The organism is Rubellimicrobium rubrum (assembly GCF_006152115.1).
GTDB classification, from domain to species: Bacteria; Pseudomonadota; Alphaproteobacteria; order Rhodobacterales; family Rhodobacteraceae; genus Rubellimicrobium; species Rubellimicrobium rubrum.
In genome coordinates, this window is sequence record NZ_VDFU01000018.1 from 58,650 (window position 1) to 81,499 (window position 22,850).

Below are 22,850 nucleotides of genomic sequence, written 5' to 3' on the forward strand. Positions count from 1 at the left end.
CATTCAACCCGATAGACGCCCCCATAGCACCGCATGGCGTGGGGGCAAACCCCTGTCCGCTCACGTCCCTGCGGGTGTTTTCAGCGGCGGAGGGCGGAATGGCGGCGGTCGAACTGGTCGAGGTGTGGCGGGGCGGGCTCCTGGAATCGGTCCACCGTGGCCACGCCGTCGTGGTCGATGCGGGTGGGGAGGTTGTGATGGCCTGGGGCGATCCCGAGGCGATCATTTTCCCCCGCTCCTCCTCCAAGATGGTCCAGGCGCTGCCGCTGCTCGAATCCGGGGCCGCCGACGCCATGGGCCTGACCGAGGACCGGCTGGCCCTGGCCTGCGCCTCGCACCAGGGCGCGGCGATGCACACGCAGCGGGTTTCGGCTTGGCTGTCCGAGCTGGGCCTGGCCGAATCCGACCTGCGCTGCGGCTCCCACATGCCCTCGGACCGTCCGACCGCCGAGACGCTGGTCCGCGCGGGCGAGCGGCCCTGCCAGATCCACAACAACTGCTCGGGCAAGCATGCCGGGTTCCTGACGCTGACCCGCCACCTCGGCGCAGGCCCCGAATACGTGGAGATCGACCACCCCGTCCAGCAGGCCGTCCGCGCCGCCTTTGAAGAAACGACCGACGAAACCTCGGCGGGCTGGGGCGTGGACGGCTGCTCGGCCCCGAACTTCGCGGGCACCCTGGCCGGGCTCGCGCGGTCCATGGCGTCCTTCGCTTCGGCCGGATCGCGCAGTGGCGCGCGGGCGCAGGCGCAGCAACGCCTGACGGCCGCCATGATCGCCTATCCCGAACTGGTCGCGGGCGAGGGGCGGGCCTGCACCGACCTCATGCGCGCCTGCGAGGGGCGCGCGGCCATCAAGACCGGGGCCGAAGGCGTCTTCGTCGCGATCCTGCCCGAACAGGGCTTCGGCGTCGCGCTCAAGATCGCCGACGGCGCCACCCGCGCCTCCGAGGCCACGATTGCGGCCATCCTGTCCCGCCTGGGCGTGCTGGAGGCCGGGCATCCCGTCGTCCAGCGCCTCACCGCCGGGGTCCAGCGCAACTGGCGGGGCATGGAGACGGGGCGGATCGTCACCCTCGTGTAAACCAGCGGACCGCAGGATTAATGCCTTGGTAAGTCTGCCCTTCTAAACAGACCGGCAACAGGCAAGGCATGTGGGACAGATGACTTCAGCCGCCGGGGCTATCCAGGATTTCCTGGGCACCATAGCCATCATCGCACTCGTCGCCGTCGCCTACGGGGTCATTCGAAAGGCCTGCCGCCGTCCCTGGCTGGCCCAGGTCATCGTCGGCGCGGTCTTCGGGGCCGTCTCGATCCAGGCCATGTTCGATCCGGTCGTCATCGCCGATGGCGTCTTCATGGATATGCGCAACGTGCCCGTCGTCCTGGCCGGGGCCTTCCTCGGGCCTGGCGGCATGCTGGTCACCACCGCCATGGCTGCGGGGATGCGGGGCTGGATGGGCGGGGCCGGCGCGTTCGCCGGCATGATGGGCATCCTGCTGGCCGGTCTGGCCGGGCTTGCCTGGGGCATGCGAAACGCCACCTCGGGCCGGCGGGACGCGCGGGACCTCCTGCGGCTGGCTGCCCTGGCCACGCTTCATTGGATCGGCATCGCCCTGCTTCCGCCCGACCTGGCCTGGACGTTCCTTCACACCACCCTTCCCGTGTTCCTGCCCCTCGAAACACTGGGCATCCTGGTGGTCAGCGCCCTGCTGGAGCGTGAGCGCCGCCTGGAGATCGAGCGGCGGCATCTGGCCGAGGCTGCCGACCGCGACGCGCTCACCGGGCTGCTGAACCGCCGTGGCTTCCACAGGGCCGTCGCGGGGTCCTTGCACGGACGGGGCGGGGCGCTGCTCCTGCTCGACCTCGACCACTTCAAGCAGGTCAACGACACGCACGGCCACCCCGCCGGCGATGCCGTGCTGCGAAACCTGGGCGCCCGCCTGACCGGCATCGTCCCGTCCAAGGGCATCCTGGCCCGCTTGGGTGGCGAGGAGCTGGCGATCTTCTTGCCGGGCGGGTCGCCCAAGGCCATGCGCCATCTGGCCCGCCACCTGGGCGAGGTCATCCGGGCAGACCCCTTTGCCCTGCCCCTGGGTGGAAGCGTCGCGGTGACGGTCAGCATCGGCGGCGCCTGGGGCGGCAGGCGGGCTGATCTCGACGCGCTGCTGATGCGGGCCGACTCGGCGCTTTACGCCGCCAAGCATGCCGGGCGGGACTGCTGCCGCTTCGCTCCCGAGGGGGTGGCCTCGGTGCCCGACGCCTTGGAGGCGGAGTCGGCCTGCGACGGCTGCTCGGGCCGGGACACCTGCGCCTGCGGTGACGGCCTCGTGGAATGGCGTACCGCCGCGGCCTGATTGAACGCCGCCCTGCCTGTCAGTGATCCCGGCGCGCGATCACGCCAAAGGCGCACAACCGCGAGCAGTCGCCCGCGTCCTTGCCCACGCTAGCGGTGCTGACACCCGAGGCCGAGGCGGGCCCTTCGAAGCGGATGTCGTCGCATTCGCCGTCGTCCGCGAACTCGCCCGTGTCGTCGCCAAAGTCGATGGCGTCGCACTGGGTGGCGGCCAGGGCCTCGGCCCAGTTCCACAGGCGAAGGCCTCCGCTGCCGACAAGGGCGCGGCAGTCCGTCGCGTCCCGCCCCACGTTGATCCAGCTCAGCGAGGTCGCCATCCCATCGCCCGCAAAGCGCCGGTCGTCGCATTCCCCGTCCATCGCCCATTCCGAGGAGTCGGTGCCGAAGTCGACCGCCTCCGGCCCCCCGTCCTTGGCGGGTGCGCCGCCCTCCTGCGCCAAGGCCGGCATCCCCGCCAGAACCGCGGCGACCAGGGGCAGGACCAAAGGTAGGCGAGGGGGCATGGGACGCTCCGGGGCAGGGAAGGGATTGGCGCGACACTGCGCCCTGGGCCCTCGCGATGCAACGCGGCCCTCGGCCGGCCCCCTCGCTCCGAGTTGCATCCGGCGCGGTCCTTCGCCATATCCGGTCATCGACCCATCGGGAGAGCGCTCCATGAACTACCTCGACTTCGAGAAACCCCTGGCCGAGATCGAGGGCAAGGCCGAGGAACTGCGGGCGCTCGCACGCGCGAACCCCGGCATGGACGTCGAGAAGGAGGCCGCGGGCCTCGACCGCAAGGCCCAGGACATGCTGGGCCAGCTTTATGGCGGCCTGAACGCCTGGCAGAAGTGCCAGGTCGCGCGCCACCCCGACCGTCCCCATTGCAAGGACTACATCGACGGGCTGCTGACCGACTACACGCCGCTGGCCGGGGACCGGAACTTCGCGGACGACCACGCGGTGATGGGCGGCCTCGCCCGGATCGGCGCGCAGCCCATCGTCGTCATCGGCCACGAAAAGGGCCACGACACCCGGAGCCGCATCGAGCACAACTTCGGCATGGCCCGGCCCGAGGGCTACCGCAAGGCCATCCGCCTCATGGAACTCGCCAACCGCTTCGGCCTGCCGGTCGTGACGCTGGTGGACACGCCCGGCGCCTATCCCGGCAAGGGCGCCGAGGAGCGCGGTCAAGCCGAGGCCATCGCCCGCGCCACCGAGACCTGCCTCGCCCTCGAAGTGCCGCTGGTCAGCGTGGTGATCGGTGAGGGCGGGTCCGGCGGGGCCGTGGCCTTCGCCACCGCGAACCGCGTCCTGATGCTCGAACATTCCATCTATTCGGTCATCTCGCCCGAGGGCTGCGCTTCCATCCTGTGGAAGGACAGCGAGAAGATGCGCGAGGCCGCCGAGGCGCTGCGGCTCACCGCCCAGGACCTCGATCGTCTGGGAGTGATCGACGCCATCGTCCGCGAGCCTTTGGGCGGCGGCCATCGCGACACGCACGCCACGATCCAGGCCGTGGGCGAGGCGGTGCAACAAAGCCTCGCCGATCTCGTGGGCAAGCCGGGTCGCGAGCTTCGCGACGCGCGCCGCCGCAAGTTCCTCGGCATGGGCTCCAAGGGCCTCGCCGCCTGACGGTGGGGCGGGCCGGGCGCCCGCGCCTCAGGCCGTGACCGGCCGGAACCCCGCCTCGGCCATGAGCCGGTCGGAGGCGGGCTCCACTGCCTCCTCCAGCCGCCGCAAGAACTCGGTCGAAGGAAGGCCCGGCGGGATCGCGGGCAGGAACTCGACCACGGCTCGGCCCGGTCGCAGGGCGTTGCCCGCCCGGGGCCAGAACAGGCCCACGTTGCAGGCCACCGGCATGCAGGGCTGCCCCATCTCCTGGTACAGCGCCGCCGTGCCCGGCTTGTAGGGGGCCTTCACCCCAGGGGCGAGCCGCGTGCCCTGCGGATAGATGATGAGCTGCCCCGGATCGGCCCGGCCCGCCGACACATCGGCCAGCATCTGCCGGATCGCCTGCCCGCGCTTGCCGCGGTCCACCGGGATGCAGCCGATCCGCAGCGCGAACTGGCCCAGGACCGGGGCCCAGACCAGCTCCTTCTTCATGATGAACTTGCCGCGCGGGACGGACCCGTAGATCAGGATGATGTCGAGGAAGCTCTGGTGCTTGGCGGCGACCAGCACCTCTCCGGTCGGGGGCGTGCCCCGCACTTCGGTCTCGATCCCCACGATGACGCGCGCGGCCCAGCGGACCAGCCGGCACCAGGCATGGCAGGCCGCGACTGCGCCGTCTCGGCTGAGCAGGGCCCAGGGCAGGTAGGCCAGCCCGACGAACGGCATGGCGCCATAGATCACCAGCTTGAACAGCAGCCCCCGCAGGGGACGGGCCCGTCCGGTCATGATTGCGTCCTCAGCATGCGCAGCGCCGCCGCGCGGGTGGCGGCAAAGGCCATGATGGCGGCCAACGGCGGGATGAGGACCGGCGCGAGCCATCCCGCCCCCTGGAAGCCGAGCCCGGTCAGGAACCCGCCCGCCGTGTCGGCCGAGGGCAGGAGCAGCACCGCGACGACCCCGGCGATCGTCCCCCCCGCCGCGCCCCAGGCCGCGCGCAGGGTGAAGCGACGCACAAAGGCTCGGGCGATGTAGATGTCCCGCGCGCCCACCAGCCGCAGCACCCGGATCACCTGCGCATTGGCGGCCAGCGCCGCCTGCGCCGCCAGGGTGATCATCGCGCCCGTGGAGGCCGCGATCAGCAGCAGCGACAGCAGCCCCAGCGCCCGGAGCCGGCTCGCCGCCTCGAACAGCGGGGCGCGCCAACGGGTGTGGTCGTCCAGCACCGCGCCCGGCAACTCGCCCTCCAGGCGGGCGCGCAGGCCCGCGGCGTCGAAGTCCTCTCCGTCCAGCGTGACCTCGATGAGCTGCGGGACCGGCAGCGACCCGAGCGGCAGGTCGGGGCCAAGCCAAGGCTCCAGCAGGGCCTGGTTTTCCTCGGTGGTGAGCGCGCGCGCTTCGGCCACGCCGGGTGTCTGGTCGAGGATGCGCAAGGCGGTGGCCGTCCGGGCCTCCACCTCCTCCAAGGCGGGCAGGCGCAGCGTCGCCGTCCGGGCGAGCTGGTCCCCCCATTGCTCGGCCATCCGCCCGGTCGCGAGCGCCAGCGCCAGCGCGAACACGGCCAGGAACGCCATCGCCCCGGCGGTGAACAGCGTCAGCGAGGCCGTGAACCCCGTGGGCGGCACGGCGCGATCGGCCTGCGGATCGCCCGCGAGAAACGCGAAGAAGCGTCGCACCTGCCGCAGCATCAAGGCCAGGACGTGGGCCAGCAGCCGCAGGATCGTCCCCAGGATGCGCCCCAGGCGGCTCAAAGGTCGGCCCCCGCCTGCTGGAGCCGTCCGTTCCGCAGCCGCAGGGTGCGCGTGGCGACCTGCGCCTTGGAGGCGCGGATCAGGTTGAGGTCGTGCGTGGCGATCAGCACCGACTTGCCCATGCGGTTGAGCTCCACGAGCAGGGTGAGCAGGCGCTGCGACATCTCCCAGTCAAGGTTCCCCGTGGGCTCGTCCGCCAGGATCACCTCCGGCGAGGTGATCACGGCGCGGGCCAGGGCGGCGCGCTGCCGCTCGCCTCCGGACAATTCGGGCGGGTACTGCCCAGCCTGCTCGGTCAGGCCGACCCAGGCCAGCAGCTCGCGGAGGTTCCGCTCTCCTTCGTCCTGCCGTCCGGCGACGATCAGGGGCAGCAGGATGTTCTCGGCCACCGGCAGGTGATCGAGGAACTGGCAATCCTGATGCACCACGCCGATGCGCCGGCGCACCAGGGCCACGGCGTCCCGGTCCATGCCCCGCGCGTCGCGCCCCCAAAGCGACACCCGCCCCTCGGTCGCGCGAAGCTCGGCATAGCAGAGCTTGAGCAGGGTGGTCTTGCCCGCCCCCGAAGGGCCGGTCAGGAAATGGAACGACCCGGGCGCGAGCGCCATCGACAGGTCCGAGAACAACGCCCGCCCGCCATAGCCGTAACCCACGCCTTGCAGTTCGATCACCGGGCCCGCTCCAGACCATGGGCCCGTCCGCGCCCTCGGGGGCCCTTCTGCCGCAAGGGCCCGGGGGTTTCAATGCACGCTCCCGCGCATCCTTGGCGCGGCTGCAAGGGACCGTTAAGGTAACGGCACCACGAGAAAACAGAGGGACGGCGAATGCGGCTGATCTGCCCCAATTGCAGCGCGCAGTACGAGGTGCCGCCCGAGGCGGTGCCCCTCAGCGGGCGCGACGTGCAGTGCTCGGCCTGTGGGCACACCTGGTTCGAGGTGCCCGGCACCCTCGCCACGTCCTCCAAGGACGGCGGCCCGGATGCTGCTCCCGCTCCCGAGCCTACCCCCGAGCCTACCCCCGAGCCCGCCCGCGATGAACCCTGGGACCGCGTCCCGGTCGTCACCGACGACGACGAGGAGTTCGACGACGTCGAGGAGGTCCGGGTCGCCCCCCCGCCTCTGCCCAGCCAGCGCCCGAGCGTGTCGCCCGAGATCGCCGACATCCTGCGCTCCGAGGCCGCCCTGGAGGTCGAGGCCCGCGCCGCCGAGGACGCCGACCGCCTCGCGCCCATGGCTCCGCTGGCGACGATCAGCGACCGTCCCGTCCCCACGGCGGTTCCGCGACCGCTACCGCCTCAGGAGGAGGCGCCCCGGCCGACGATCGTCGAATCCGCATCGTCGCGGCCCGCGCGCCCGGCGCGTCCTGCCGAGCTGGACGTGGCCCAGGTCAACGCCGCCCTGCGGAGTTCGAACGACCGGGCCGGTGCACGACCGACGCCGGTCGCCGCCCCGCGCCGCCGCTCGGGCTTTGGAGCCGGGGTCTGGGGCGCGCTCCTGGTGATCGCCCTGCTGGCCCTGCTTTATGCCCTGCGTCCCCAGATCGTCGCGGCGCTGCCACAGGCGGCGGCGGTGCTCGATCCCTACGCCGCCGCGGTTGACCGGGGCCGCGATTGGCTCGACGGGCAGGTCCAGGGCTTCCTGTCGGGGAACCTCCCTGCCGAAGCCGAGGCACCGGCCGCCGAATAGACGGTCAGAACCGCTCCAGCAGGCGCTTGAGGTAATCGAGCTCGATCTTCGGGCGCTCCTGCTCGGCCGCGCGGCGGCGGATCTCGCCCAGCAGTTCCTCGGCGCGGCGGTATACGTCCTCGCCTTCGCTGTAGGTCTGGTCGGTGCCGTAGTCGCCGCCTTCGCCCAACTGGCGGCCCAGCGGATCGCGGCGGCCCGGCGCCGGGCGTCCGCCCTGCTCCTCGCCCTGGCCGGCTTGCTGGTTGGGCTCCTCTGGCGTGCGGCCATTCTCGGCCATGGCCTCGCCCAGGTTCCGCATCCCTTCGCGCAGCGCGTCCATGGCGTCGGCCTGCCGGTCCAAGGCCTCGCCCAGGTCGCCGCTCCGCAGCGCCTCCTCGGCGTCGTCCATCGCGCCTTCGGCGTCGCCCAGCGCACGGCGGGCCTCCTCGGCGGCCTCGCCGGTCAGGCCCGGGAGCTCGCCGCGCTGACGGGCGATCTCGTCACGCAGCGCCTGCTGCCGATCGGCGAGGTCGCCCTCCTGTCCGCCGCTGCCCTGGCCCTGACCTTGCTGGTCCTGGCCCTGCTGGCCCTGTCCGCCCTGGGGTTGGCCCGGCTGCTGGCCCTGACCCGGCTGGCCCTGGCCCTGCTGCTGGCCCGGCTGTCCGGGCTGCTGCCCCTGTTGGCCCTGCTGTCCTTGTTGGCCTTGCTGTCCGGGCTGGCCTTGGTTGAACTGCTCCTGAAGATCGCGGAACGCCTCGTCCGACAGCTCCTGCTGCTCGCGCAGCGACTCCTGCAGATCCTGCATGGATTGCTGGCCCGGCGTGCGCGGGCCGTCGCCCTGACCCTCGCCCTGCGTGACCTGAAGGTTCTGCATCAGCTCGTTGAGCTGCTCCATGAGCTGCTCGGCCTCGGCCATGCGGCCTTCCTCCATCAGCTCCTGGATGCGGTCCATGAGCGCCTGGATCTGGTCCTGCGTGACCTGCTGGTTCTCCCCCTGCGAGGTCTGGGGCTCGTCGGTGCCCTGGCCCTCCTGCGGCTCGGCGTTCTGCGCCAGCATGTTGAGATAATCGTCGGTCGCCTCGCGCAGCTCCTGCATCAGCTCGGCGATCTCTTCCTGAGAGGCGCCGTTGCGCATGGCCTCCGACAGCCGCTCCTGCGCCCGCTCCAGCCGCTCGCGCGCGTCGCGCAGCGTGCCGTCCTCGAGTTGCAGGGCCAGATCCCACAGCGCCTTGGCGATCTCGTCCTGCTCCTCGGGGGTCATGGTGCCGGCATCGGCCAGCGCATCGAGGCGGCGGATCGTGTAGCTCAGGCGCAGGTACAGGGCGCGGTCAGGGAACAGCTCCTCGGGGTGGTTGGCCACGGCGCGCAGGATCTGCGTCACCCGGCGGGCGTTGTCGCGCGACCACAACAGGTCGCGACGCTGCTCGATGACGGCGCGGGCCACGGGCTGGAAGAAGCGCCGCCCCGGCAGCGTCATCGACACCGGTTCGGACGAGGCCTGCTGGCCCGCCGCGTCGCTGACCGTCAGCGTCAGCGTGACCGGCAGGTTGGCGTAAGGATGCTCGGACAGGTTCTCGACGAGCCGTTCCTCGAACTCCGCCCGGTCGCCGGTAAAGGGGATCGGCAGGTCTAGCACGAGGGGCGCGCGCGCGTCGGGCTCGGTGGCAAGGCCATGCACCCGTTCCACCGCCGCGACGTCGAGCGCGACGGTGGCGGTGCCCGCGGCCACGCCATAGTCGTCGCTCGCGCGGAAGGGTTGGGCCATCTCGCCCATCGCGTCGGCCTCGACGGGGCCGCTCACCTCCACGCGGGGGAGGGCGTCGGGCAACAGGCCCACCTCCCATTCCGCCCCGCCGCTGCCGTCGATCTGGATGCGGCCCGGCTGGGTCACGTCAAAGGCATGCTCGGACGCGGTGGCGCTTTCGACCTCGCCGATGCGGCCCGACACGGTCTCGCCCAGGGTGAGCGCCCCCACCTCGCCGTAAAGGCGGATGGTCACGCGGCTTCCCTTGGGCACCTCGATGAGGCCCGGCGGCAGGTCGGCCAGGTAAAGCTGCGGCTTGCCGGTATAGGCCGGGGGCGCGATCCAGCCCTCCCAGACCGGGCCCTGCGCCAGGTCCTGTCTAGGCCCGGTGCCGCCCAGGCCCGGCACCTCGGCCGCGCGCCACGCGGATCCGAACAGCAGGCCCGCCGCCAAAAGGATCAGCGCGACATAGCGCAGGCCAAAGGGATCGCGCGCCGCCAGCCGCAGATCGGGGGCAGGGGCCCTGGCGCCCTGCGCCCGCTTGGCCATCCGGGCAAGGTGCGCGTCCCACACCGCGCGCGAGGCCGGATCGTTCGCGCCCACCGCCTGCGCGTCGCGCAGCGCGGCCAGCGGCCGGCCCGGCATGGTGGCGTCCAGACGCTCCACGGCCTCGGGGCGGCCGGGGATGCGGAACCGCCACAGGCCCCAGGCCAGCGCCGCGCCCGCGCCCAGCGCCAGCACCACCGACGCGCTCCAGACCGCCTCCAGCGGCAACTCGTCCTGCCAGCCGGTCATCAGCAGCGCCGCCGTCAGCGCCAGCACCGTCCAGAGCGGCCAGAAGGCGCGGGCCAGCCGCTCGGCCGTCAGGCCGATGCGGGTCAGGGTCACCTGACGGCCAAGATGCACGGGAAGCGCCGGGGCTGAACCCCGGTCAGGTCGGGTGGTCGGGCCTGGCGGGGGCGTCACAGCCATGCGGGGATGCTATCCCTCCCGATCATGTCGTCATAGCTCGTCCGGGGGCGTATGACGGCGAATTGATCCCGCTGGACCAGCACTTCGGGGATCAGCGGTCGCGAGTTGTACTCGCTCGCCATCACCGCCCCATAGGCCCCGGCCGAGCGGAAGGCGACGAGGTCCCCTTCCCCGAACGCAGGTAGCGGCCGCCCCCGCGCAAAGGTGTCGCCCGTCTCGCAGACCGGCCCCACCACGTCGAAGGCGCGCGGCTCCGCGCCGGGCGCGGGCTCGATTACCGGGACGATGTCGTGATGCGCGTCGTACATGGCCGGGCGCACGAGGTCGTTCATGGCTGCATCCAGGATCAGGAAGTCGCGTCCTTCGCCTTCCTTCACATAGATCACACGCGAAAGGAGAACACCCGCGTTGCCTGCGATAAGTCGTCCGGGTTCGATCTCGATCTCGCAGTCCAGATGGCCCACCGTCCGCCGGATCACCTCGCCGTATTCCGAGGGCAGCGGCGGCACCTCGTTGGACCGGGTATAGGGGATGCCCAGCCCCCCGCCGAGGTCGAGCCGGTAGATGTCGTGCCCGTCCGCGCGCAGCGCCTCGGTCAGCTCGGCCACCTTGCGGTAGGCCGCCTCGAACGGGGCAAGGTCGGTCAGTTGCGATCCGATATGCACGTCGATCCCCACGACCTTCAGGCCCGGCAGCGACGCCGCCTCCCGGTAGGCCTCGCGAGCCTTGGCAATGGGGATGCCGAACTTGTTCTCGCTCTTGCCGGTGGCGATCTTGGCATGGGTCTTGGCATCCACGTCCGGGTTCACCCGGATCGCTATCGGCGCGACGACGCCCAGGGAGGTCGCGACCTCGCTCAGCGCCCGCATCTCGGGCTCGGATTCCAGGTTGAACTGCCGGATACCGCCCAGGAGCGCCGTCCGCATCTCGCCCCGCGTCTTGCCCACGCCGGAAAATACGATCCGCTCGCCTGGAACGCCCGCGGCCTTGGCGCGGCGGTATTCGCCCTCGGACACCACGTCCATGCCCGCCCCTTCCTCGCCCAGGAGCTTCAGGACCGCGACGTTCGACAATGCCTTGACCGCGAAGCACACAAGGTGCGGCATCCCCTTCAGCGCCTCGTCGAACAGGCTCAGGTGACGCAGCAGCGTGGCCGAGGAATAGACATAGACGGGCGTGCCCACGGCGGCCGCAATCTCCGACAGCGGCACGTCCTCGGCCCAGAGTTCACCGTCGCGGGTCAGGAAGTGGTCCATGGGCGTCTCCTTTGGCGCGCCCTCTTAGACCGGACCGGCTTCCGGCGAAAGCCGGGCACGGCCCCGATGCCGCGCCTGTCAGATGCCGCGCCGGTCAGGCATCCGGACCCGTCAGAGCCCGAGGCCGACCGACACGCTGCCGTTCGAAAGCCCGACGCCCGCGTCCATGAAGACGCCGCCCGTGCCGACCCCCACGCCGACGCTGCCATTGGGCCGCATCGGCGGACCGTCCGCCCCGCAGGCGGCCAAGGCGAGAAGGGTCACGAGGGCCGCGAGTCTCATCCCAGTTGCTCCGTCCATCGGGCGATCTGCTCCCTCACCCGGACGGGCGAGGTGCCGCCATAGGAGGTGCGGCTGCGGACGGAGTTGTCCACGCCCAGCACGGCGAAGACATCGTCGGTGATGCCCTCGTGAACCGCCCGCATCTCGTCCAGCGAGAGGTCGGGCAGGTCCACGCCCTTGGCCTCGGCCCGGGCGACCAGCGCCCCCGTCACGTGATGCGCCTCGCGGAAGGGCATCCCCTTGGCGCGCACCAGCCAGTCGGCAAGGTCCGTCGCCGTGGCAAAGCCCGCCCCCGCCGCCGCGCGCATCCGCTCGGGGTCGGGCCGCAGATCGGTCATCATCCCCGTCGTCGCCGCCAGCGCCAGCATCAGGCTGTCCGCCGCGTCGAAGACCTGCTCTTTATCTTCTTGCATGTCCTTGGAATAGGCGAGCGGCAGCCCCTTCATGATCGTCAGCAGCGCGACCGACGCCCCGAAGACCCGCCCCGTCTTGGCCCGCACCAGCTCGGCGGCATCCGGGTTCCGCTTCTGCGGCATGATGGACGATCCCGTGGAGAACCGGTCCGACAGTCGCACGAAGCGGAACTGCGCCGTAGACCAGATCACCAGCTCCTCGGCCAGCCGGCTCAGATGCATGGCGCAGATGCTCGCGGCGCCCAGGAACTCCAGCGCGAAGTCCCGGTCCGACACAGCGTCGAGGCTGTTCGCCATCGGCCGGTCGAAGCCCAGCTCCCGCGCCGTCATCGCCCGGTCGATCGGGAAGGACGTGCCCGCCAGCGCCGCGGACCCGAGCGGGCTTTCGTTCATCCGCTTGCGCGCATCCGCGAACCGCCCGCGGTCGCGGCCCAGCATCTCCACATAAGCCATCATGTGATGGCCCCAGGTGACCGGCTGCGCCGACTGGAGGTGGGTGAAGCCCGGCATCACCCACTCGGCCCCCGCCTCGGCCTGCGCCAAGAGCGCGCGTTGCAGCGCCACCAGCGCCCCTTCCGCCGCGTCGCACTGGTCCCGGACCCAGAGCCGGAAGTCCACCGCCACCTGGTCGTTGCGGCTCCGCGCCGTGTGGAGCCGCTTGGCGGGCTCCCCGATCAGCTCGCCCAACCGCGACTCCACGTTCATGTGGATGTCCTCGAGCGCGGTGGAAAAGCGGAACGTCCCCGCCTCGATCTCTGACAGAACGGTGAGCAGCCCTTCCCGGATCGCCTCGGCATCGCTATCCGTAAGGATGCCCACGGCGGCCAGCATGGCCGCATGGGCCCGCGAGCCCGCGATATCCTGGGCGGCGAGCCGTTGGTCGAAGCCGATGGAAGCGTTGATCGCCTCCATGATGGCGTCCGGACCGGAGGCGAAGCGCCCGCCCCACATCGCGTTTGCGGATTTGTCGGCCATGCGTCCTCGGAGGTTATTCATGCGTGCTCTTGTCGCGGCTCTCTACACGGGGGCGCTGCTCGCCGCAAACGGCGCGCTCGCGCAGGACCTCGCAGCCCTGCAGGAAGGCGACATGAGGAAGCTCGCGATCCACGAGGAGCCTCAGGAGGTGCCCGAGGCCGTCTTCGAAGGCGACGGCGGGGCCGAGACGACGCTTTCCGACCTCAAGGGCGAGGTGGTGGTGGTCAATTTCTGGGCCACCTGGTGCGCCCCCTGCCGCGAGGAGATGCCGACGCTCGCCGCGCTCCAGGCAGAGCTGGGCGACGAAGGCGTGCGCGTGGCCACCATCGCCACGGGCCGCAACGACCCCATCGAGCAGGAGCAGTTCCTGGCCGAGGTGGGCGCCGAAAGCCTTCCCGCCTGGCGCGACCCGTCGCAGCAGCTCGCCCGCGCCATGGGCGTCCTGGGCCTGCCGGTCACGGTGATCCTGAACCGCGAGGGGCAGGAGGTCGCCCGCCTGCAAGGCGAGGCCGACTGGTCGAGCGAGAGCGCCCTCGCCATCCTTCGGGCGCTGGCCGCAGAGGGCTGACCCCCTTACGCGTGCCCGGCGGACGACGACAGCGTTTGCGGGTCCACCCCGATGGCCTTAAGAGCGGCGGTCCACTTGTGCTCGTTGGCGCGGCCGAACAGGATCTCGCTCCGGGCCGGGCCGGTGAGCCAGGCGTTCTGGCCGATCTCCTGCTCCAGCTGGCCGGGCCCCCAGCCCGCATAGCCCAGCGCCAGCATCGACGACTTGGGCCCTTGGCCCGCCGCGATGCGGCGCAGGATGTCGAGAGTGGCGGTCATCGACACGTCCTCGTCGATCCTCATGCTGCCGCCGTCGCCCTCGTAGTCGCCCGAGTGGAGCACAAAGCCCCGCCCGCCTTCGACCGGTCCGCCGAAATGCACGCGGATGTCGCGCGCGCCCTTGTCGGGCCGGGGGATGCCCAGTTGCGCCAGCAGGTCGGCAAAGCGGAGTTCGGTCACGGGCTTGTTGACGATGATGCCCATGGCCCCGTCCTCGCCGTGCGCGCACAGGTAGACCACGCTCCGCTCGAAGCGGGGGTCGCCCATGGCGGGCATCGCGATCAGGAGCTTGCCGGCGAGGGAGGCGTAGGGGGTGTTCATGCACCAATGGTGGGGCGACCGGCGGGGGCCTTCAAGGGCGACCCTTTCAGGGTGCCGTCACGTCCCGGCCACGGTTGCGCGAGCTTGTCCGCCGAACGGGCCGGTTCTCGGGAAGGTGACTTTGCCCTCCGGCGTAGCTCTGGAATGAAGGGGGCATGAAAGCCCTCCTGACCCTCTCCGCCTTGGCGTTCCTCCTCTCCGTTCCTCCGGCAAGGGCCGAGGGGATTCCCGACGACCTTGCCCGGATCGAGGTGCTGCCGGGCTGGCGGACGGCCGACGGGCGGCACATGGCGGCGCTGCGGCTGGTCCTCGCGCCCGGCTGGAAGACCTACTGGCGCGCCCCTGGGTCGGCGGGGCTCGCCCCCATCCTCGACTTCGAGGCGTCCACCGGCATCGACGGGGCCGAGGCGCGCTGGCCGGTCCCGGAGGTGTTCCATTTCAACGGCATGCGCTCCATCGGCTACCACGACGCCGTGACGATCCCGGTCGAGCTGTCGATCGACCCGGCCAAGGGGCCCGCGCATTTGGCCGGCGCCGTCGAGATCGGCGTTTGCGACCAGATCTGCGTGCCCGTGCGCCTGTCCTTCGCGGCCGACCTGCCAGCCGCCGGGGGCCGCGACCCCGCCATCGCCGCGGCGCTGGTGGACCGCCCCTTCACCGCCGAGGAAGCGGGCGCACAGGCCACCTGCGCCGTGACCCCCGACCCGGACGGCCTGGGCCTGACGGTGCGCCTGTCCATGCCCCCTCTCGGCCCCGAGGAAGCGGTGGTGATAGAGTCGGGCGATCCCGGCCTTTGGGTGTCCGAGCCTCGGGCTGAACGGCAGGGCGGCACCCTGGTGGCGACCGCCCAAGCGCTGGCGCGGGACGGCGGCCCGGTGGCCCTGGACCGTTCGGACCTGCGGATCACGGTGCTGGCCCAGGGCCAAGCCGTCGATATCCAGGGCTGCACGGCCGGCTGAGCCTCAGCCTGTCCGCATTCAGCCCGTCCGGCCCTCGCCCAGCCGTGGCATGATCTCCACGAAGTTGCAGGGCATGTGCCGGCTGTCGAGCTGCAGCTTCAGGATGCGGTCCCAGGCGTCGCGACAGGCGCCGGGACTTCCGGGCAGCGCGAACAGGTAGGTGCCGTTGGCCACGCCCCCCGTGGCGCGGCTCTGCACGGCGCTGGTCCCGATGGTTTCATAGGACACGAGCGCGAAGATCGTCCCAAAGGCCTCGATCTCCTTCTCGTAGACGTCGCGATGCGCTTCCACCGTCACGTCCCGCCCCGTGAGCCCCGTGCCGCCCGTGGAGATCACCACGTCGATCTCCGGGTCCGCCACCCAGTGGCGCAGCTGCCCCGCGATCTGCCCCCGCTCGTCGGGCAGGATCGCCCGTGCGGCCAGCACGTGCCCGGCCTCCTCGATCCGCGCGGCCAGCGTGTCGCCCGACCGATCCGTGCCCGGCGTCCGGGTGTCCGACACGGTCAGAAGCGCGATGCGAACGGGATGAAAAGGCAGCGATTCGTCAATCCGCGACATGAAAGTCCTTCTCAGGAGGGGGCGCGAAGCCGCGCGTTGAGAGCCAGGAGATCCGCCCAGGCCTCGCGCTTGGCGGGCGGGTTCCGCAGCAGGTAGCTCGGATGGAACGACGGCAGGGCAGGCCGCCCGGCGGCCTCGGTCCACTGGCCCCGGATCTGGGTGATCCCACCCCGGTTCAAAAGCGCCAGCGCGGGCGAGTTGCCCAGGATCAGCAGGACGCGCGGGGCGGCCAACTCCACATGACGGTGCAGAAAGGGCCGCCAGCGGTCGATCTCGGGCGTCTCGGGGCGGCGGTTCCCCGGCGGGCGCCACGGCAGGACGTTGGTGATGTAGACGGCGCGGGCCGGGTCCGGGTCCGCGCGATCGCGCCCGATGGCCGCGAGCATCCGGTCCAGAAGCTGCCCCGCCGCGCCGACAAAGGGCTTGCCCTGGATGTCCTCGTCCCGCCCTGGCGCCTCGCCCACCACCATCAGCGGCGCGCCCGCCGTGCCGTCGGCAAAGACGAAGCTGCGCGCGCCGGGCTTCAGCTCGCAATCGAAGCCGTCCATGGCTGCGGCAAGCGCCGGCAGGTCCCCCGCGCCCTCGGCCAGCGCACGGGCCGCGGCGACCGGGTCCGCCGGGGCGCTGGCGACGAAGGGCGCGGCCACCGGCGGCGCGGCTTGGGCCGGTTTGGCGGACCGCGCCTCCAGCGCGTAGCGGTTGACCGGCTCCTCCCCGATCGCCTCGTCGGCGCCAAGCTCCAGGAGCCAGTCGAGCGCGGCACGGGCGTGAAGAAGGGCGGGGTCCATGCCCGTCATCCTAGCCCAGCACGCCCCGGAAGGGCAGGGGGCCTGGAACGCCTCCGGCACCCCGGCGTTCCCTGTCCAAGGCTATCGCGGGAAAGGTGCATCATGGCAGAGGACGTGAGGCGCGACAGCGGGCCGGCCATGTGGCGCGGCGTTCTGGGCCGCTGCCCGAACTGCGGCGAAGGGCACCTCTTCGCGGGCTTCCTGCGGATCATGCCGGAATGCCTGGCCTGCGGTGAGCCCTTGGGCCGCTACCGCGCCGCGGACGGGCCCGCCTTCATCACCATCAGCGTCGTGGGCCTCCTCCTCATCCCCATCCTGGGCTGGAGCTTTGTCGCCCTGCGCCCCGACCCCCTGACCCTGGCTGTGATCCTGACCTTGTCGGTGACCGTGCTGACGCTCGCGGTGCTGCGGCTCGTGAAGGGGGCCTGGGTCGGCTATCTCTGGTCCATGCACGAGATCGACCGGGGCGCGTGACGCACTGCTGGTCCCAGGGCCTGCGCTCCCTTAGGACAACCCCGACGACGCCAGCCCGAGGGGGAGCCCCATGTTCACCGCCGCCATCGAGGCGTTCCGCATCGCCGGAACTTTCACCATCAGCCGGGGCTCCAAGACCGAGGCCCGGGTCGTCACTGCGCGGGTGACGCGCGACGGCGTGACGGGCTGGGGGGAATGCGTCCCCTACGCCCGTTACGGAGAAACGGCCGAGGGCGTGGCCCAGGCCATCGCCGCGCTGCCCCCCGACCTGACGCGTGAGGCGCTCCAGGATCTCCTCCCGCCCGGCGCGGCACGGAACGCCGCCGATTGCGCGCTTTGGGACTGGGCGGCCAAGCGGGCCGGGGTGCGGGTCTGGGACCTCCTGGGCCTGCCCGCGCCGGGGCCGGTCGTCACAGCCTTCACCCTGTCGCTAGACACGCCCGAGGCGATGGAGGCGCAGGCCCGCGCCAACGCCGGGCGCCCCCTTCTCAAGATCAAGCTCGGCACCTCCTCCGATATGCCCCGGCTCGAGGCCGTGCGGCGCGGCGCCCCCCGGTCCCGCCTGATCGTGGACGCCAATGAAGGCTGGACGCCGGACGTCTACGCCGACCTCGCCCCCCATCTCCTCCGGCTGGGCGTGGAGGCGGTGGAGCAGCCCCTTCCCGCCGGGCGGGACGAGGCGCTGGGCGACATGGCCCGCCCCCTGCCGGTCTGCGCAGACGAGAGCTGCCACGACCGCGCCTCCCTGCCGCGGCTGCGGGGCCGCTACGACATGGCCAACATCAAGCTCGACAAGACCGGGGGGCTGACCGAGGCGCTGGCCCTGCGGGACGAGGCCCGCGCGATGGGCTTCAGGGTCATGGTGGGCTGCATGGTGGGCACTTCTCTCGCCATGGCGCCCGCCGTCCTTGTGGCGCAGGGCTGCGACCTGGCCGACCTTGACGGGCCGCTCCTTCTCGCGCAGGACCGCCCGCGCCCGCTCGGCTACTCCGAGGCGGGGGTCCATCCGCCCGAGGCGGATCTGTGGGGGTGAGCATGAGCCGCATCGTCTACGTCAACGGCGAGTACCTGCCGGAATCCGAGGCCAAGGTCTCGGTCTTCGACCGCGGCTTCCTGATGGCCGACGGCGTCTACGAGGTGACCTCCGTCCTCGGCGGCAAGCTCGTGGACTTCGACGGCCACACGGCCCGCCTCCGTCGCTCCTTGTCCGAACTCGACATGGCGTCCCCCGCCTCCGACGAGGATCTGCTCGCCATCCACCGCGAGCTCGTCGCCCGCAACGGCATCGAGGACGGGATGGTCTATCTCCAGGTCACGCGCGGCGCGCCCTCGGAACGCGACTTCGCGTACCCCGACGCCTCGGTGCCGCCGACGCTCGTGCTGTTCACCCAAGCCAAGCCCGGCCTCGCCGACAGCCCCCTTGCGAAGACCGGCATGAAAGTCATCTCCATCCCCGACCAGCGCTGGGCGCGGCGGGACATCAAGACCGTGCAGCTCCTGTATCCGTCCATGGGCAAGATGATGGCCAAGGCGGCGGGCGCCGACGACGCCTGGATGGTCGAGGATGGCGCCATCACCGAAGGCACCTCGAACAACGCCTACATCGTCAAGGGCCAGACCATCGTCACCCGCGACCTTGGGAACCACATCCTGTCCGGCATCACCCGCGCGGCGGTCCTCCGCTTCGCGCAGGAAGCGCAGATGAAGGTGGAGGAGCGCCCCTTTACCCTCGACGAGGCGCTGGCCGCCGACGAGGCCTTCATCACCTCGGCCACGACCTTTGTGATGCCAGTGGTGCGCATCGACGGCCGCGACCTGGGAACCGGCAAGCCCGGCCCCGTCGCCACCCGCCTGCGCGAGATCTACATCGAGGAAAGCCGCAAGGCGGCGGTCTGAGACACGACGGTTGCGCGGCCCCCAGGGCCGCGTCCTCCCGCACCACGGGATCCTGCCCTCAGTGGCGGGTGTAGCGCGCCCTTACGTCCTGCTCTTCCTCCGCCCCAAGGGGCCAAACCGCGAACAGCTCGTCGAGGATGCCCTCCAGATCGGGCTGCGTCTCGGTGCGCCGTGCGCGGAACCGAGGAGCCGACAAGGAGGCCAGGGCCGCCACCAGAGAAGTCATGAACATGACACTTCCAACAAACCAGGACAGGACCAGAGGGCCCGCAAGCGGACCGACCCACAAACGCGCGAGTTGGACAAAAGGTTTCGAGAAATCTTCGGAACATGGTCTTCGTTTGTCGAAGAATTGGCGAGATTCCGCTGATCATGTGGCGAACGATCCGCCAGTGGCACGCCTGAGATCCCGCTCAGCGTGGGGTCCTGTCACGGTGATCGAACAGCGCGTGGATGAACAGCAGGATGCCCGACAGTTCCAGCCCTTCTTCCAGGCTCGTGAGCAGGCGGTAGCCCTGTCCGTTCAGGCCGGCTTCCTCCATGACGCTGCCGCTTATCATCTCGACGCCCACGGCGCCCGAAAGGAACAGGAGCGCGGAGGCGATCATCAGCGAACTGGTCCGGCGGCCGAGCGACTGCAGGAACGGCATCAGCAGGATCAGGCCGGCAAGGCTCAGGAGGCCGGCCGGCAGGGCCCAGGCAAAGAACAAGAGGCCGGTTCCGTCGATTTGCTCCCTGAAGTGCACGGAGAACCGCTCATGAAGGCCATAGAACTCGTCAAAGGACAGGGCGACAAAGAGCATGGCCAAGACGAACCACAGCGACGCTTTGGGCTTGCCCAGGTCCATCGCGGCCTGTCCGTTCAGGAACAGCAGGATGGCGGCCGCGAAATGCCCCAGGATCGACACCCAGGTAAGAATTCCGATCTCCTGGTCGGGATCAAGGACCCAGACACGCTCGCCGTTGGCCTGGAAGGGGATCAGGGTCTGAACCAAGCCCAGCGCCCAAAGAACGAACACCGCGCCGGCGACGCGCCGCAAGACGACCTGCCAGCGGAGCTGCGACCCGGACCCGGAGCGTGGTCCGAACCGCGCTTCTCCTGAAAGACCTTCCCCCGTCCCGTCCACCACAGGCAACCCTCCAGACCGATGTGACCAGGGGGTAAGTCTAGTCTTCATGGTTCTGTTACAAAGGGGACGACCCGTGCTTCGATTGGGGGTCGATCGGGTCCACGGCCCGCGTGGCGCTCAGGTCCACGCCGCTAGCCCTGTGTCGATGAGCCTTTCCTTCGGCCAAGGGCGCGCTGTCCCCGCCGCGCGGCGATGGGCCCGTCAGGACCCGTCTGTCTTTTCCACATTGGCGGCGAAGGCCTCGCGGAAGGCCGCCTGCTTGGACGCGTCCGCCTCGGTCTGGTGGGCGGCGACCCAGTCCGCATAGGGCATTCCATAGAACAACTCCCGCGCCTCGTCCTTGGTCATGGGAACGCCACGGTCGGCGGCGGCTTCCCCCATCCAGCGGCTCAGGCAATTGCGGCAGAACCCGGCCATCGTCATCAGGTCGATGTTCTGCACGTCCGGCCGGGCCTGCAGCAGGTGGGCACGCAGCGCGCGAAAGGCGGCGGCCTCGATCTCGGTGCGGGTGGCGTCATCCATGGGGGGTCCTCCGGGCTTCGGAAAGGGCGTCCTGCAGGATCGGAGCCAGGCGCGCGGCCCAGGTCTCCTGCTCCTCGGGCGTGGCGATCAGGTCGTTGCGCAGTTCCACCAGAACATTCAGCCGTCCGGGCCCCAGCGCGTGGCGGTCGATGCTGTCGCCGGGCAGATGGCCCGAATAGGGCTGGTTGTCCCCCACGCACAGGTCCGCCTCGGCCCCAAGCCGCCGCAGCACGGGCTGGGCCAGCCGCCCGTCGCGATGCGAATGCAGCACGGCCACCTGCCAGGGGCGGGGCGGGCGGCCCTTGAGCTGCGGGGTGAAGCTGTGGATCGCCAGGATCGCCGGGTCCTTGCGCGCCCCAAGAAGCCCGTCCAGCGCGGCATGGTAGGGACGGTACAGCCGGTCGAGCCGGGCCTCCACATCCTCGGGCGTCAGCCGCCGGTTGGCCGGAATGACCGAGCCGTCGTACAGGCGCATCAGCATGGTCGGGTCGTCCTCGCCCCGGTTGGGGTCGATCACAAGGCGCGAGAAGCGGGCCAGGATTGCCGGGCTGCCCAGATGGCGCGCCAGCGCCCGCGCGAGCCCCGCCGCCCCCACGTCATAGGCGATATGCCGCGCCATATCCCAAGCGGGCAGGCCGAGATCGCCCCCCGCGACCCAGTCGGGCACTGCGTTCGAGGCGTGGTCGCAGGTCACCACCCAGGGCCCTGGCCAGGGACCGGACGCCTCCGCATCCACGATTTCGTAAGCCGGATGGGTGAGGAGGGGGTCGGCGCGCAGGGTCATGGGGCCTTCCCATAGGCCAGTTGTCGCGCGAAGGAAATCGCGCCATAAGCCGCGGCGCAGACAGCCGCGCTGTTAGCGCTATCAGGTCGGTCCGGCCGAAGGAGATCCGCATGAGACGTCACCGCAAGGTCAAGATCGTGGCCACGCTGGGCCCCGCCTCCTCCAGCAAGGAGGTGATCCGCGCCCTCCACGAGGCCGGCGCCGACGTCTTTCGCCTCAACATGAGCCATGGCGGCCATGAGGACGTGGCCGCCCGCCACCGCATCATCCGCGAAGTGGAGGCCGAGTCGGGTCAGCCCATCGGCATCCTGGCCGACCTGCAGGGCCCCAAGCTTCGCGTCGGGGTCTTCGGCGGCGAGGGCTCGGCCGAACTGGCGGTGGGCGCGGCCTTCCGGCTCGACCTCGATCCCGCGCCGGGCGACGTGACCCGCGTCCAGCTTCCCCACAAGGAGATCTTCGACGCGCTCGAACCCGGGGCCTCGCTGCTCGTCAACGACGGCAAGATCCGCCTCAAGGTCGTGGATTGCGGCGCGGACTATGCCAACTGCACGGTGACGGTGGGCGGCACCATCTCCAACCGCAAGGGCGTGAACGTGCCCGACGTGGTGCTCCCCCTGGCCGCGCTGTCGGACAAGGATCGCCGCGACCTCGAATTCGTCTGCGAACTGGGCGTGGACTGGCTGGCGCTCAGCTTCGTGCAGCGCGCCGCCGACGTGGAGGAGGCCCGCACCCTGTGCAAGGGCCGCGCCGCGATCCTCAGCAAGATCGAAAAGCCCGCCGCGGTCAAATCCTTCGACGAGATCCTCGCCGTGTCCGACGGGATCATGGTCGCGCGCGGCGACCTCGGGGTCGAATTGCCCGTCCAGAACGTGCCGCCCATCCAGAAGCGGCTCGTCCGCAAGTGCCGCGCCGCCGCCAAGCCGGTGATCGTGGCCACCCAGATGCTCGAATCCATGATCGAGTCCCCCGTGCCCACGCGGGCCGAGGTGTCGGACGTGGCCACCGCCATCTACGAGGGCGCGGACGCGATCATGCTGTCGGCCGAATCCGCCGCGGGCAGCTTCCCGCGCGAAGCCGTGGCGACCATGGACGCCGTCGCCCGCGAGGTCGAATCCGACCCGACCTACACCCAGATCATCGAAGCCTCGCGCATGGCCGAGCGCAGGACCGTGGCCGACGGCATCGTCGCCGCTGCCCGCGAGATCGCGGAAACCACCGACGTCAAGGCCATCGCCTGCTTCTCCGAATCCGGCACCACCGCGCTCCTCGTCGCGCGCGAACGTCCGCGCGTGCCGATCATCGCCCTCACCTCCGTCGAGGCCACGGCCCGCCGGCTGTCCCTGTCCTGGGGCGTGGACTGCGTGGTGTCGGATCCGGTGGACCGCTTCAAGCACGCCGTGCTGGCCGCGATTCATGCGGCGGTGCAGCAGGATTATGCCGCGCCCACCGACCGCATCGTCGTCACCGCAGGCGTGCCGTTCAACACGCCCGGCTCCACGAACATCCTGCGCGTCGCCCCCTGCCAGGAACGCCTGATCTACGAAGGCGAGCCCGAGTGAGGTCTTGCCCTCTGCCGCGCGCCATTCTATAGG

Annotated in this window: 25 protein-coding genes; 10 read left to right on the forward strand and 15 right to left on the reverse strand. The window is 70.9% G+C overall.

The annotated features are described in order from the left end of the window. The first annotated feature begins 98 nt into the window (after positions 1–98). Together FHG66_RS14535 and FHG66_RS14540 are read left to right on the forward strand one after the other, a co-directional pair. Positions 99–1,082 carry an asparaginase gene (locus FHG66_RS14535; protein ID WP_139077788.1) on the forward strand — a complete coding sequence of 328 codons (984 nt, stop codon included), beginning with the start codon at positions 99–101 and terminating at the stop codon, positions 1,080–1,082. A 79-nt stretch (positions 1,083–1,161) separates the two neighbouring features. Further along, positions 1,162–2,355, forward strand: coding sequence for a GGDEF domain-containing protein (locus tag FHG66_RS14540; RefSeq protein ID WP_139077789.1), 1,194 nt, complete (start codon positions 1,162–1,164; stop codon positions 2,353–2,355). Positions 2,356–2,374: 19 nt separating this feature from the next. On the opposite strand, the gene FHG66_RS14545 is transcribed toward FHG66_RS14540, so the two are convergent. Beyond that, the gene (locus FHG66_RS14545; protein WP_139077790.1) at positions 2,375–2,857 is read right to left on the reverse strand and encodes a hypothetical protein; all 483 of its coding nucleotides are present in this window, start codon (positions 2,855–2,857) and stop codon (positions 2,375–2,377) included. Between the two features lie 151 nt (positions 2,858–3,008). Between FHG66_RS14545 and FHG66_RS14550 the strand changes: the two genes are divergently transcribed. Beyond that, on the forward strand, positions 3,009–3,968 hold the full coding sequence (locus tag FHG66_RS14550; RefSeq protein ID WP_139077791.1) for an acetyl-CoA carboxylase carboxyltransferase subunit alpha: 960 nt from the start codon (positions 3,009–3,011) through the stop codon (positions 3,966–3,968). A gap of 27 nt (positions 3,969–3,995) precedes the next feature. Here the strand turns inward: FHG66_RS14550 and FHG66_RS14555 are convergent, their stop codons facing one another. The 3 genes from FHG66_RS14555 to FHG66_RS14565 are packed head-to-tail and all read right to left on the reverse strand — an operon-like array spanning position 3,996 to position 6,366. Further along, the gene (locus tag FHG66_RS14555) at positions 3,996–4,733 is read right to left on the reverse strand and encodes a lysophospholipid acyltransferase family protein (RefSeq protein ID WP_139077792.1); all 738 of its coding nucleotides are present in this window, start codon (positions 4,731–4,733) and stop codon (positions 3,996–3,998) included. Beyond that, positions 4,730–5,632 (reverse strand): cell division protein FtsX, encoded by a 903-nt coding sequence (locus FHG66_RS14560; RefSeq protein ID WP_139077823.1) that lies wholly within the window; start codon positions 5,630–5,632, stop codon positions 4,730–4,732. The genes FHG66_RS14555 and FHG66_RS14560 overlap by 4 nt, the downstream gene beginning before the upstream one ends. Positions 5,633–5,691: 59 nt before the next feature. Next, a complete protein-coding gene (locus FHG66_RS14565; RefSeq protein WP_139077793.1) occupies positions 5,692–6,366 on the reverse strand; it encodes a cell division ATP-binding protein FtsE in 675 nt (224 codons plus the stop codon). Between the two features lie 153 nt (positions 6,367–6,519). On the opposite strand from FHG66_RS14565, the gene FHG66_RS14570 reads away from it, so the two are divergent. Beyond that, on the forward strand, positions 6,520–7,380 hold the full coding sequence (locus FHG66_RS14570; RefSeq protein ID WP_139077794.1) for a zinc-ribbon domain-containing protein: 861 nt from the start codon (positions 6,520–6,522) through the stop codon (positions 7,378–7,380). A 4-nt stretch (positions 7,381–7,384) separates the two neighbouring features. Here FHG66_RS14570 and FHG66_RS14575 read toward each other — a convergent pair whose 3' ends face one another. The 4 genes from FHG66_RS14575 to argH form a co-directional block, all read right to left on the reverse strand. Next, a complete protein-coding gene (locus FHG66_RS14575; protein ID WP_139077795.1) occupies positions 7,385–10,075 on the reverse strand; it encodes a DUF4175 domain-containing protein in 2,691 nt (896 codons plus the stop codon). After that, positions 10,066–11,331, reverse strand: a complete 1,266-nt coding sequence (lysA, locus tag FHG66_RS14580) for a diaminopimelate decarboxylase (RefSeq protein ID WP_139077796.1) — start codon at positions 11,329–11,331, stop codon at positions 10,066–10,068. The genes FHG66_RS14575 and lysA overlap by 10 nt, the downstream gene beginning before the upstream one ends. A 111-nt stretch (positions 11,332–11,442) precedes the next feature. Then, positions 11,443–11,613, reverse strand: coding sequence for a hypothetical protein (locus FHG66_RS21640; protein ID WP_176556266.1), 171 nt, complete (start codon positions 11,611–11,613; stop codon positions 11,443–11,445). After that, positions 11,610–13,001 carry an argininosuccinate lyase gene (gene argH, locus FHG66_RS14585; RefSeq protein ID WP_139077824.1) on the reverse strand — a complete coding sequence of 464 codons (1,392 nt, stop codon included), beginning with the start codon at positions 12,999–13,001 and terminating at the stop codon, positions 11,610–11,612. The genes FHG66_RS21640 and argH overlap by 4 nt, the downstream gene beginning before the upstream one ends. 19 nt (positions 13,002–13,020) lie before the next feature. Here argH and FHG66_RS14590 point away from each other — a divergent pair, with 19 nt between their 5' ends. After that, complete coding sequence (locus FHG66_RS14590; protein ID WP_139077797.1) at positions 13,021–13,569, forward strand: TlpA disulfide reductase family protein; 549 nt, start codon at positions 13,021–13,023, stop codon at positions 13,567–13,569. A 5-nt stretch (positions 13,570–13,574) separates the two neighbouring features. On the opposite strand, the gene FHG66_RS14595 is transcribed toward FHG66_RS14590, so the two are convergent. After that, positions 13,575–14,147: a YqgE/AlgH family protein gene (locus FHG66_RS14595; RefSeq protein WP_139077798.1), complete on the reverse strand. Its 573-nt coding sequence runs from the start codon at positions 14,145–14,147 to the stop codon at positions 13,575–13,577. A gap of 155 nt (positions 14,148–14,302) precedes the next feature. Between FHG66_RS14595 and FHG66_RS14600 the strand changes: the two genes are divergently transcribed. Continuing rightward, positions 14,303–15,106: a protein-disulfide reductase DsbD domain-containing protein gene (locus FHG66_RS14600; RefSeq protein WP_139077799.1), complete on the forward strand. Its 804-nt coding sequence runs from the start codon at positions 14,303–14,305 to the stop codon at positions 15,104–15,106. Between the two features lie 18 nt (positions 15,107–15,124). Here the strand turns inward: FHG66_RS14600 and moaB are convergent, their stop codons facing one another. Beyond that, positions 15,125–15,664, reverse strand: a complete 540-nt coding sequence (moaB, locus tag FHG66_RS14605; RefSeq protein ID WP_139077800.1) for a molybdenum cofactor biosynthesis protein B — start codon at positions 15,662–15,664, stop codon at positions 15,125–15,127. Positions 15,665–15,675: 11 nt separating this feature from the next. After that, entirely contained in the window at positions 15,676–16,452 is a 777-nt protein-coding gene (locus FHG66_RS14610) for a uracil-DNA glycosylase (protein ID WP_139077801.1), read from the reverse strand. 102 nt (positions 16,453–16,554) lie between these two features. On the opposite strand from FHG66_RS14610, the gene FHG66_RS14615 reads away from it, so the two are divergent. The 3 genes from FHG66_RS14615 to FHG66_RS14625 all read left to right on the forward strand — a co-directional run bounded on the left by FHG66_RS14615 (position 16,555) and on the right by FHG66_RS14625 (position 18,822). After that, positions 16,555–16,926 carry a DUF983 domain-containing protein gene (locus tag FHG66_RS14615; protein ID WP_139077802.1) on the forward strand — a complete coding sequence of 124 codons (372 nt, stop codon included), beginning with the start codon at positions 16,555–16,557 and terminating at the stop codon, positions 16,924–16,926. A gap of 70 nt (positions 16,927–16,996) precedes the next feature. Next, positions 16,997–17,959, forward strand: a complete 963-nt coding sequence (gene dgcA, locus FHG66_RS14620; RefSeq protein WP_139077803.1) for an N-acetyl-D-Glu racemase DgcA — start codon at positions 16,997–16,999, stop codon at positions 17,957–17,959. 2 nt (positions 17,960–17,961) lie between these two features. Beyond that, entirely contained in the window at positions 17,962–18,822 is an 861-nt protein-coding gene (locus FHG66_RS14625) for a D-amino-acid transaminase (RefSeq protein ID WP_139077804.1), read from the forward strand. Between the two features lie 58 nt (positions 18,823–18,880). Here the strand turns inward: FHG66_RS14625 and FHG66_RS21645 are convergent, their stop codons facing one another. The 4 genes from FHG66_RS21645 to FHG66_RS14640 all read right to left on the reverse strand — a co-directional run bounded on the left by FHG66_RS21645 (position 18,881) and on the right by FHG66_RS14640 (position 21,258). Next, the gene (locus FHG66_RS21645) at positions 18,881–19,054 is read right to left on the reverse strand and encodes a hypothetical protein (RefSeq protein WP_176556267.1); all 174 of its coding nucleotides are present in this window, start codon (positions 19,052–19,054) and stop codon (positions 18,881–18,883) included. Between the two features lie 181 nt (positions 19,055–19,235). Further along, complete coding sequence (locus FHG66_RS14630; RefSeq protein WP_139077805.1) at positions 19,236–19,862, reverse strand: hypothetical protein; 627 nt, start codon at positions 19,860–19,862, stop codon at positions 19,236–19,238. Between the two features lie 291 nt (positions 19,863–20,153). Continuing rightward, positions 20,154–20,474, reverse strand: coding sequence for a DUF1244 domain-containing protein (locus tag FHG66_RS14635; RefSeq protein ID WP_139077806.1), 321 nt, complete (start codon positions 20,472–20,474; stop codon positions 20,154–20,156). Beyond that, positions 20,467–21,258 carry an N-formylglutamate amidohydrolase gene (locus FHG66_RS14640; RefSeq protein WP_139077807.1) on the reverse strand — a complete coding sequence of 264 codons (792 nt, stop codon included), beginning with the start codon at positions 21,256–21,258 and terminating at the stop codon, positions 20,467–20,469. The genes FHG66_RS14635 and FHG66_RS14640 overlap by 8 nt, the downstream gene beginning before the upstream one ends. A 110-nt stretch (positions 21,259–21,368) precedes the next feature. Between FHG66_RS14640 and pyk the strand changes: the two genes are divergently transcribed. Beyond that, on the forward strand, positions 21,369–22,817 hold the full coding sequence (gene pyk, locus FHG66_RS14645; protein ID WP_139077808.1) for a pyruvate kinase: 1,449 nt from the start codon (positions 21,369–21,371) through the stop codon (positions 22,815–22,817). Positions 22,818–22,850 lie beyond the last annotated feature (33 nt).

Bases quoted from the DNA above. Each gene is read 5' to 3' on its own strand.
- FHG66_RS14535 (WP_139077788.1), top strand. From the start codon at position 99: ATGGCGGCGGTCGAACTGGTCGAGGTGTGGCGGGGCGGGCTCCTGGAA.
- FHG66_RS14540 (WP_139077789.1), top strand. From the start codon at position 1,162: ATGACTTCAGCCGCCGGGGCTATCCAGGATTTCCTGGGCACCATAGCC.
- FHG66_RS14545 (WP_139077790.1), bottom strand. From the start codon at position 2,857: ATGCCCCCTCGCCTACCTTTGGTCCTGCCCCTGGTCGCCGCGGTTCTG.
- FHG66_RS14550 (WP_139077791.1), top strand. From the start codon at position 3,009: ATGAACTACCTCGACTTCGAGAAACCCCTGGCCGAGATCGAGGGCAAG.
- FHG66_RS14555 (WP_139077792.1), bottom strand. From the start codon at position 4,733: ATGACCGGACGGGCCCGTCCCCTGCGGGGGCTGCTGTTCAAGCTGGTG.
- FHG66_RS14560 (WP_139077823.1), bottom strand. From the start codon at position 5,632: ATGCTGCGGCAGGTGCGACGCTTCTTCGCGTTTCTCGCGGGCGATCCG.
- FHG66_RS14570 (WP_139077794.1), top strand. From the start codon at position 6,520: ATGCGGCTGATCTGCCCCAATTGCAGCGCGCAGTACGAGGTGCCGCCC.
- FHG66_RS14575 (WP_139077795.1), bottom strand. From the start codon at position 10,075: ATGGCTGTGACGCCCCCGCCAGGCCCGACCACCCGACCTGACCGGGGT.
- lysA (WP_139077796.1), bottom strand. From the start codon at position 11,331: ATGGACCACTTCCTGACCCGCGACGGTGAACTCTGGGCCGAGGACGTG.
- FHG66_RS21640 (WP_176556266.1), bottom strand. From the start codon at position 11,613: ATGAGACTCGCGGCCCTCGTGACCCTTCTCGCCTTGGCCGCCTGCGGG.
- argH (WP_139077824.1), bottom strand. From the start codon at position 13,001: ATGGCCGACAAATCCGCAAACGCGATGTGGGGCGGGCGCTTCGCCTCC.
- FHG66_RS14590 (WP_139077797.1), top strand. From the start codon at position 13,021: ATGCGTGCTCTTGTCGCGGCTCTCTACACGGGGGCGCTGCTCGCCGCA.
- FHG66_RS14595 (WP_139077798.1), bottom strand. From the start codon at position 14,147: ATGAACACCCCCTACGCCTCCCTCGCCGGCAAGCTCCTGATCGCGATG.
- FHG66_RS14600 (WP_139077799.1), top strand. From the start codon at position 14,303: ATGAAAGCCCTCCTGACCCTCTCCGCCTTGGCGTTCCTCCTCTCCGTT.
- moaB (WP_139077800.1), bottom strand. From the start codon at position 15,664: ATGTCGCGGATTGACGAATCGCTGCCTTTTCATCCCGTTCGCATCGCG.
- FHG66_RS14610 (WP_139077801.1), bottom strand. From the start codon at position 16,452: ATGGACCCCGCCCTTCTTCACGCCCGTGCCGCGCTCGACTGGCTCCTG.
- FHG66_RS14615 (WP_139077802.1), top strand. From the start codon at position 16,555: ATGGCAGAGGACGTGAGGCGCGACAGCGGGCCGGCCATGTGGCGCGGC.
- dgcA (WP_139077803.1), top strand. From the start codon at position 16,997: ATGTTCACCGCCGCCATCGAGGCGTTCCGCATCGCCGGAACTTTCACC.
- FHG66_RS14625 (WP_139077804.1), top strand. From the start codon at position 17,962: ATGAGCCGCATCGTCTACGTCAACGGCGAGTACCTGCCGGAATCCGAG.
- FHG66_RS21645 (WP_176556267.1), bottom strand. From the start codon at position 19,054: ATGTTCATGACTTCTCTGGTGGCGGCCCTGGCCTCCTTGTCGGCTCCT.
- FHG66_RS14635 (WP_139077806.1), bottom strand. From the start codon at position 20,474: ATGGATGACGCCACCCGCACCGAGATCGAGGCCGCCGCCTTTCGCGCG.
- FHG66_RS14640 (WP_139077807.1), bottom strand. From the start codon at position 21,258: ATGACCCTGCGCGCCGACCCCCTCCTCACCCATCCGGCTTACGAAATC.
- pyk (WP_139077808.1), top strand. From the start codon at position 21,369: ATGAGACGTCACCGCAAGGTCAAGATCGTGGCCACGCTGGGCCCCGCC.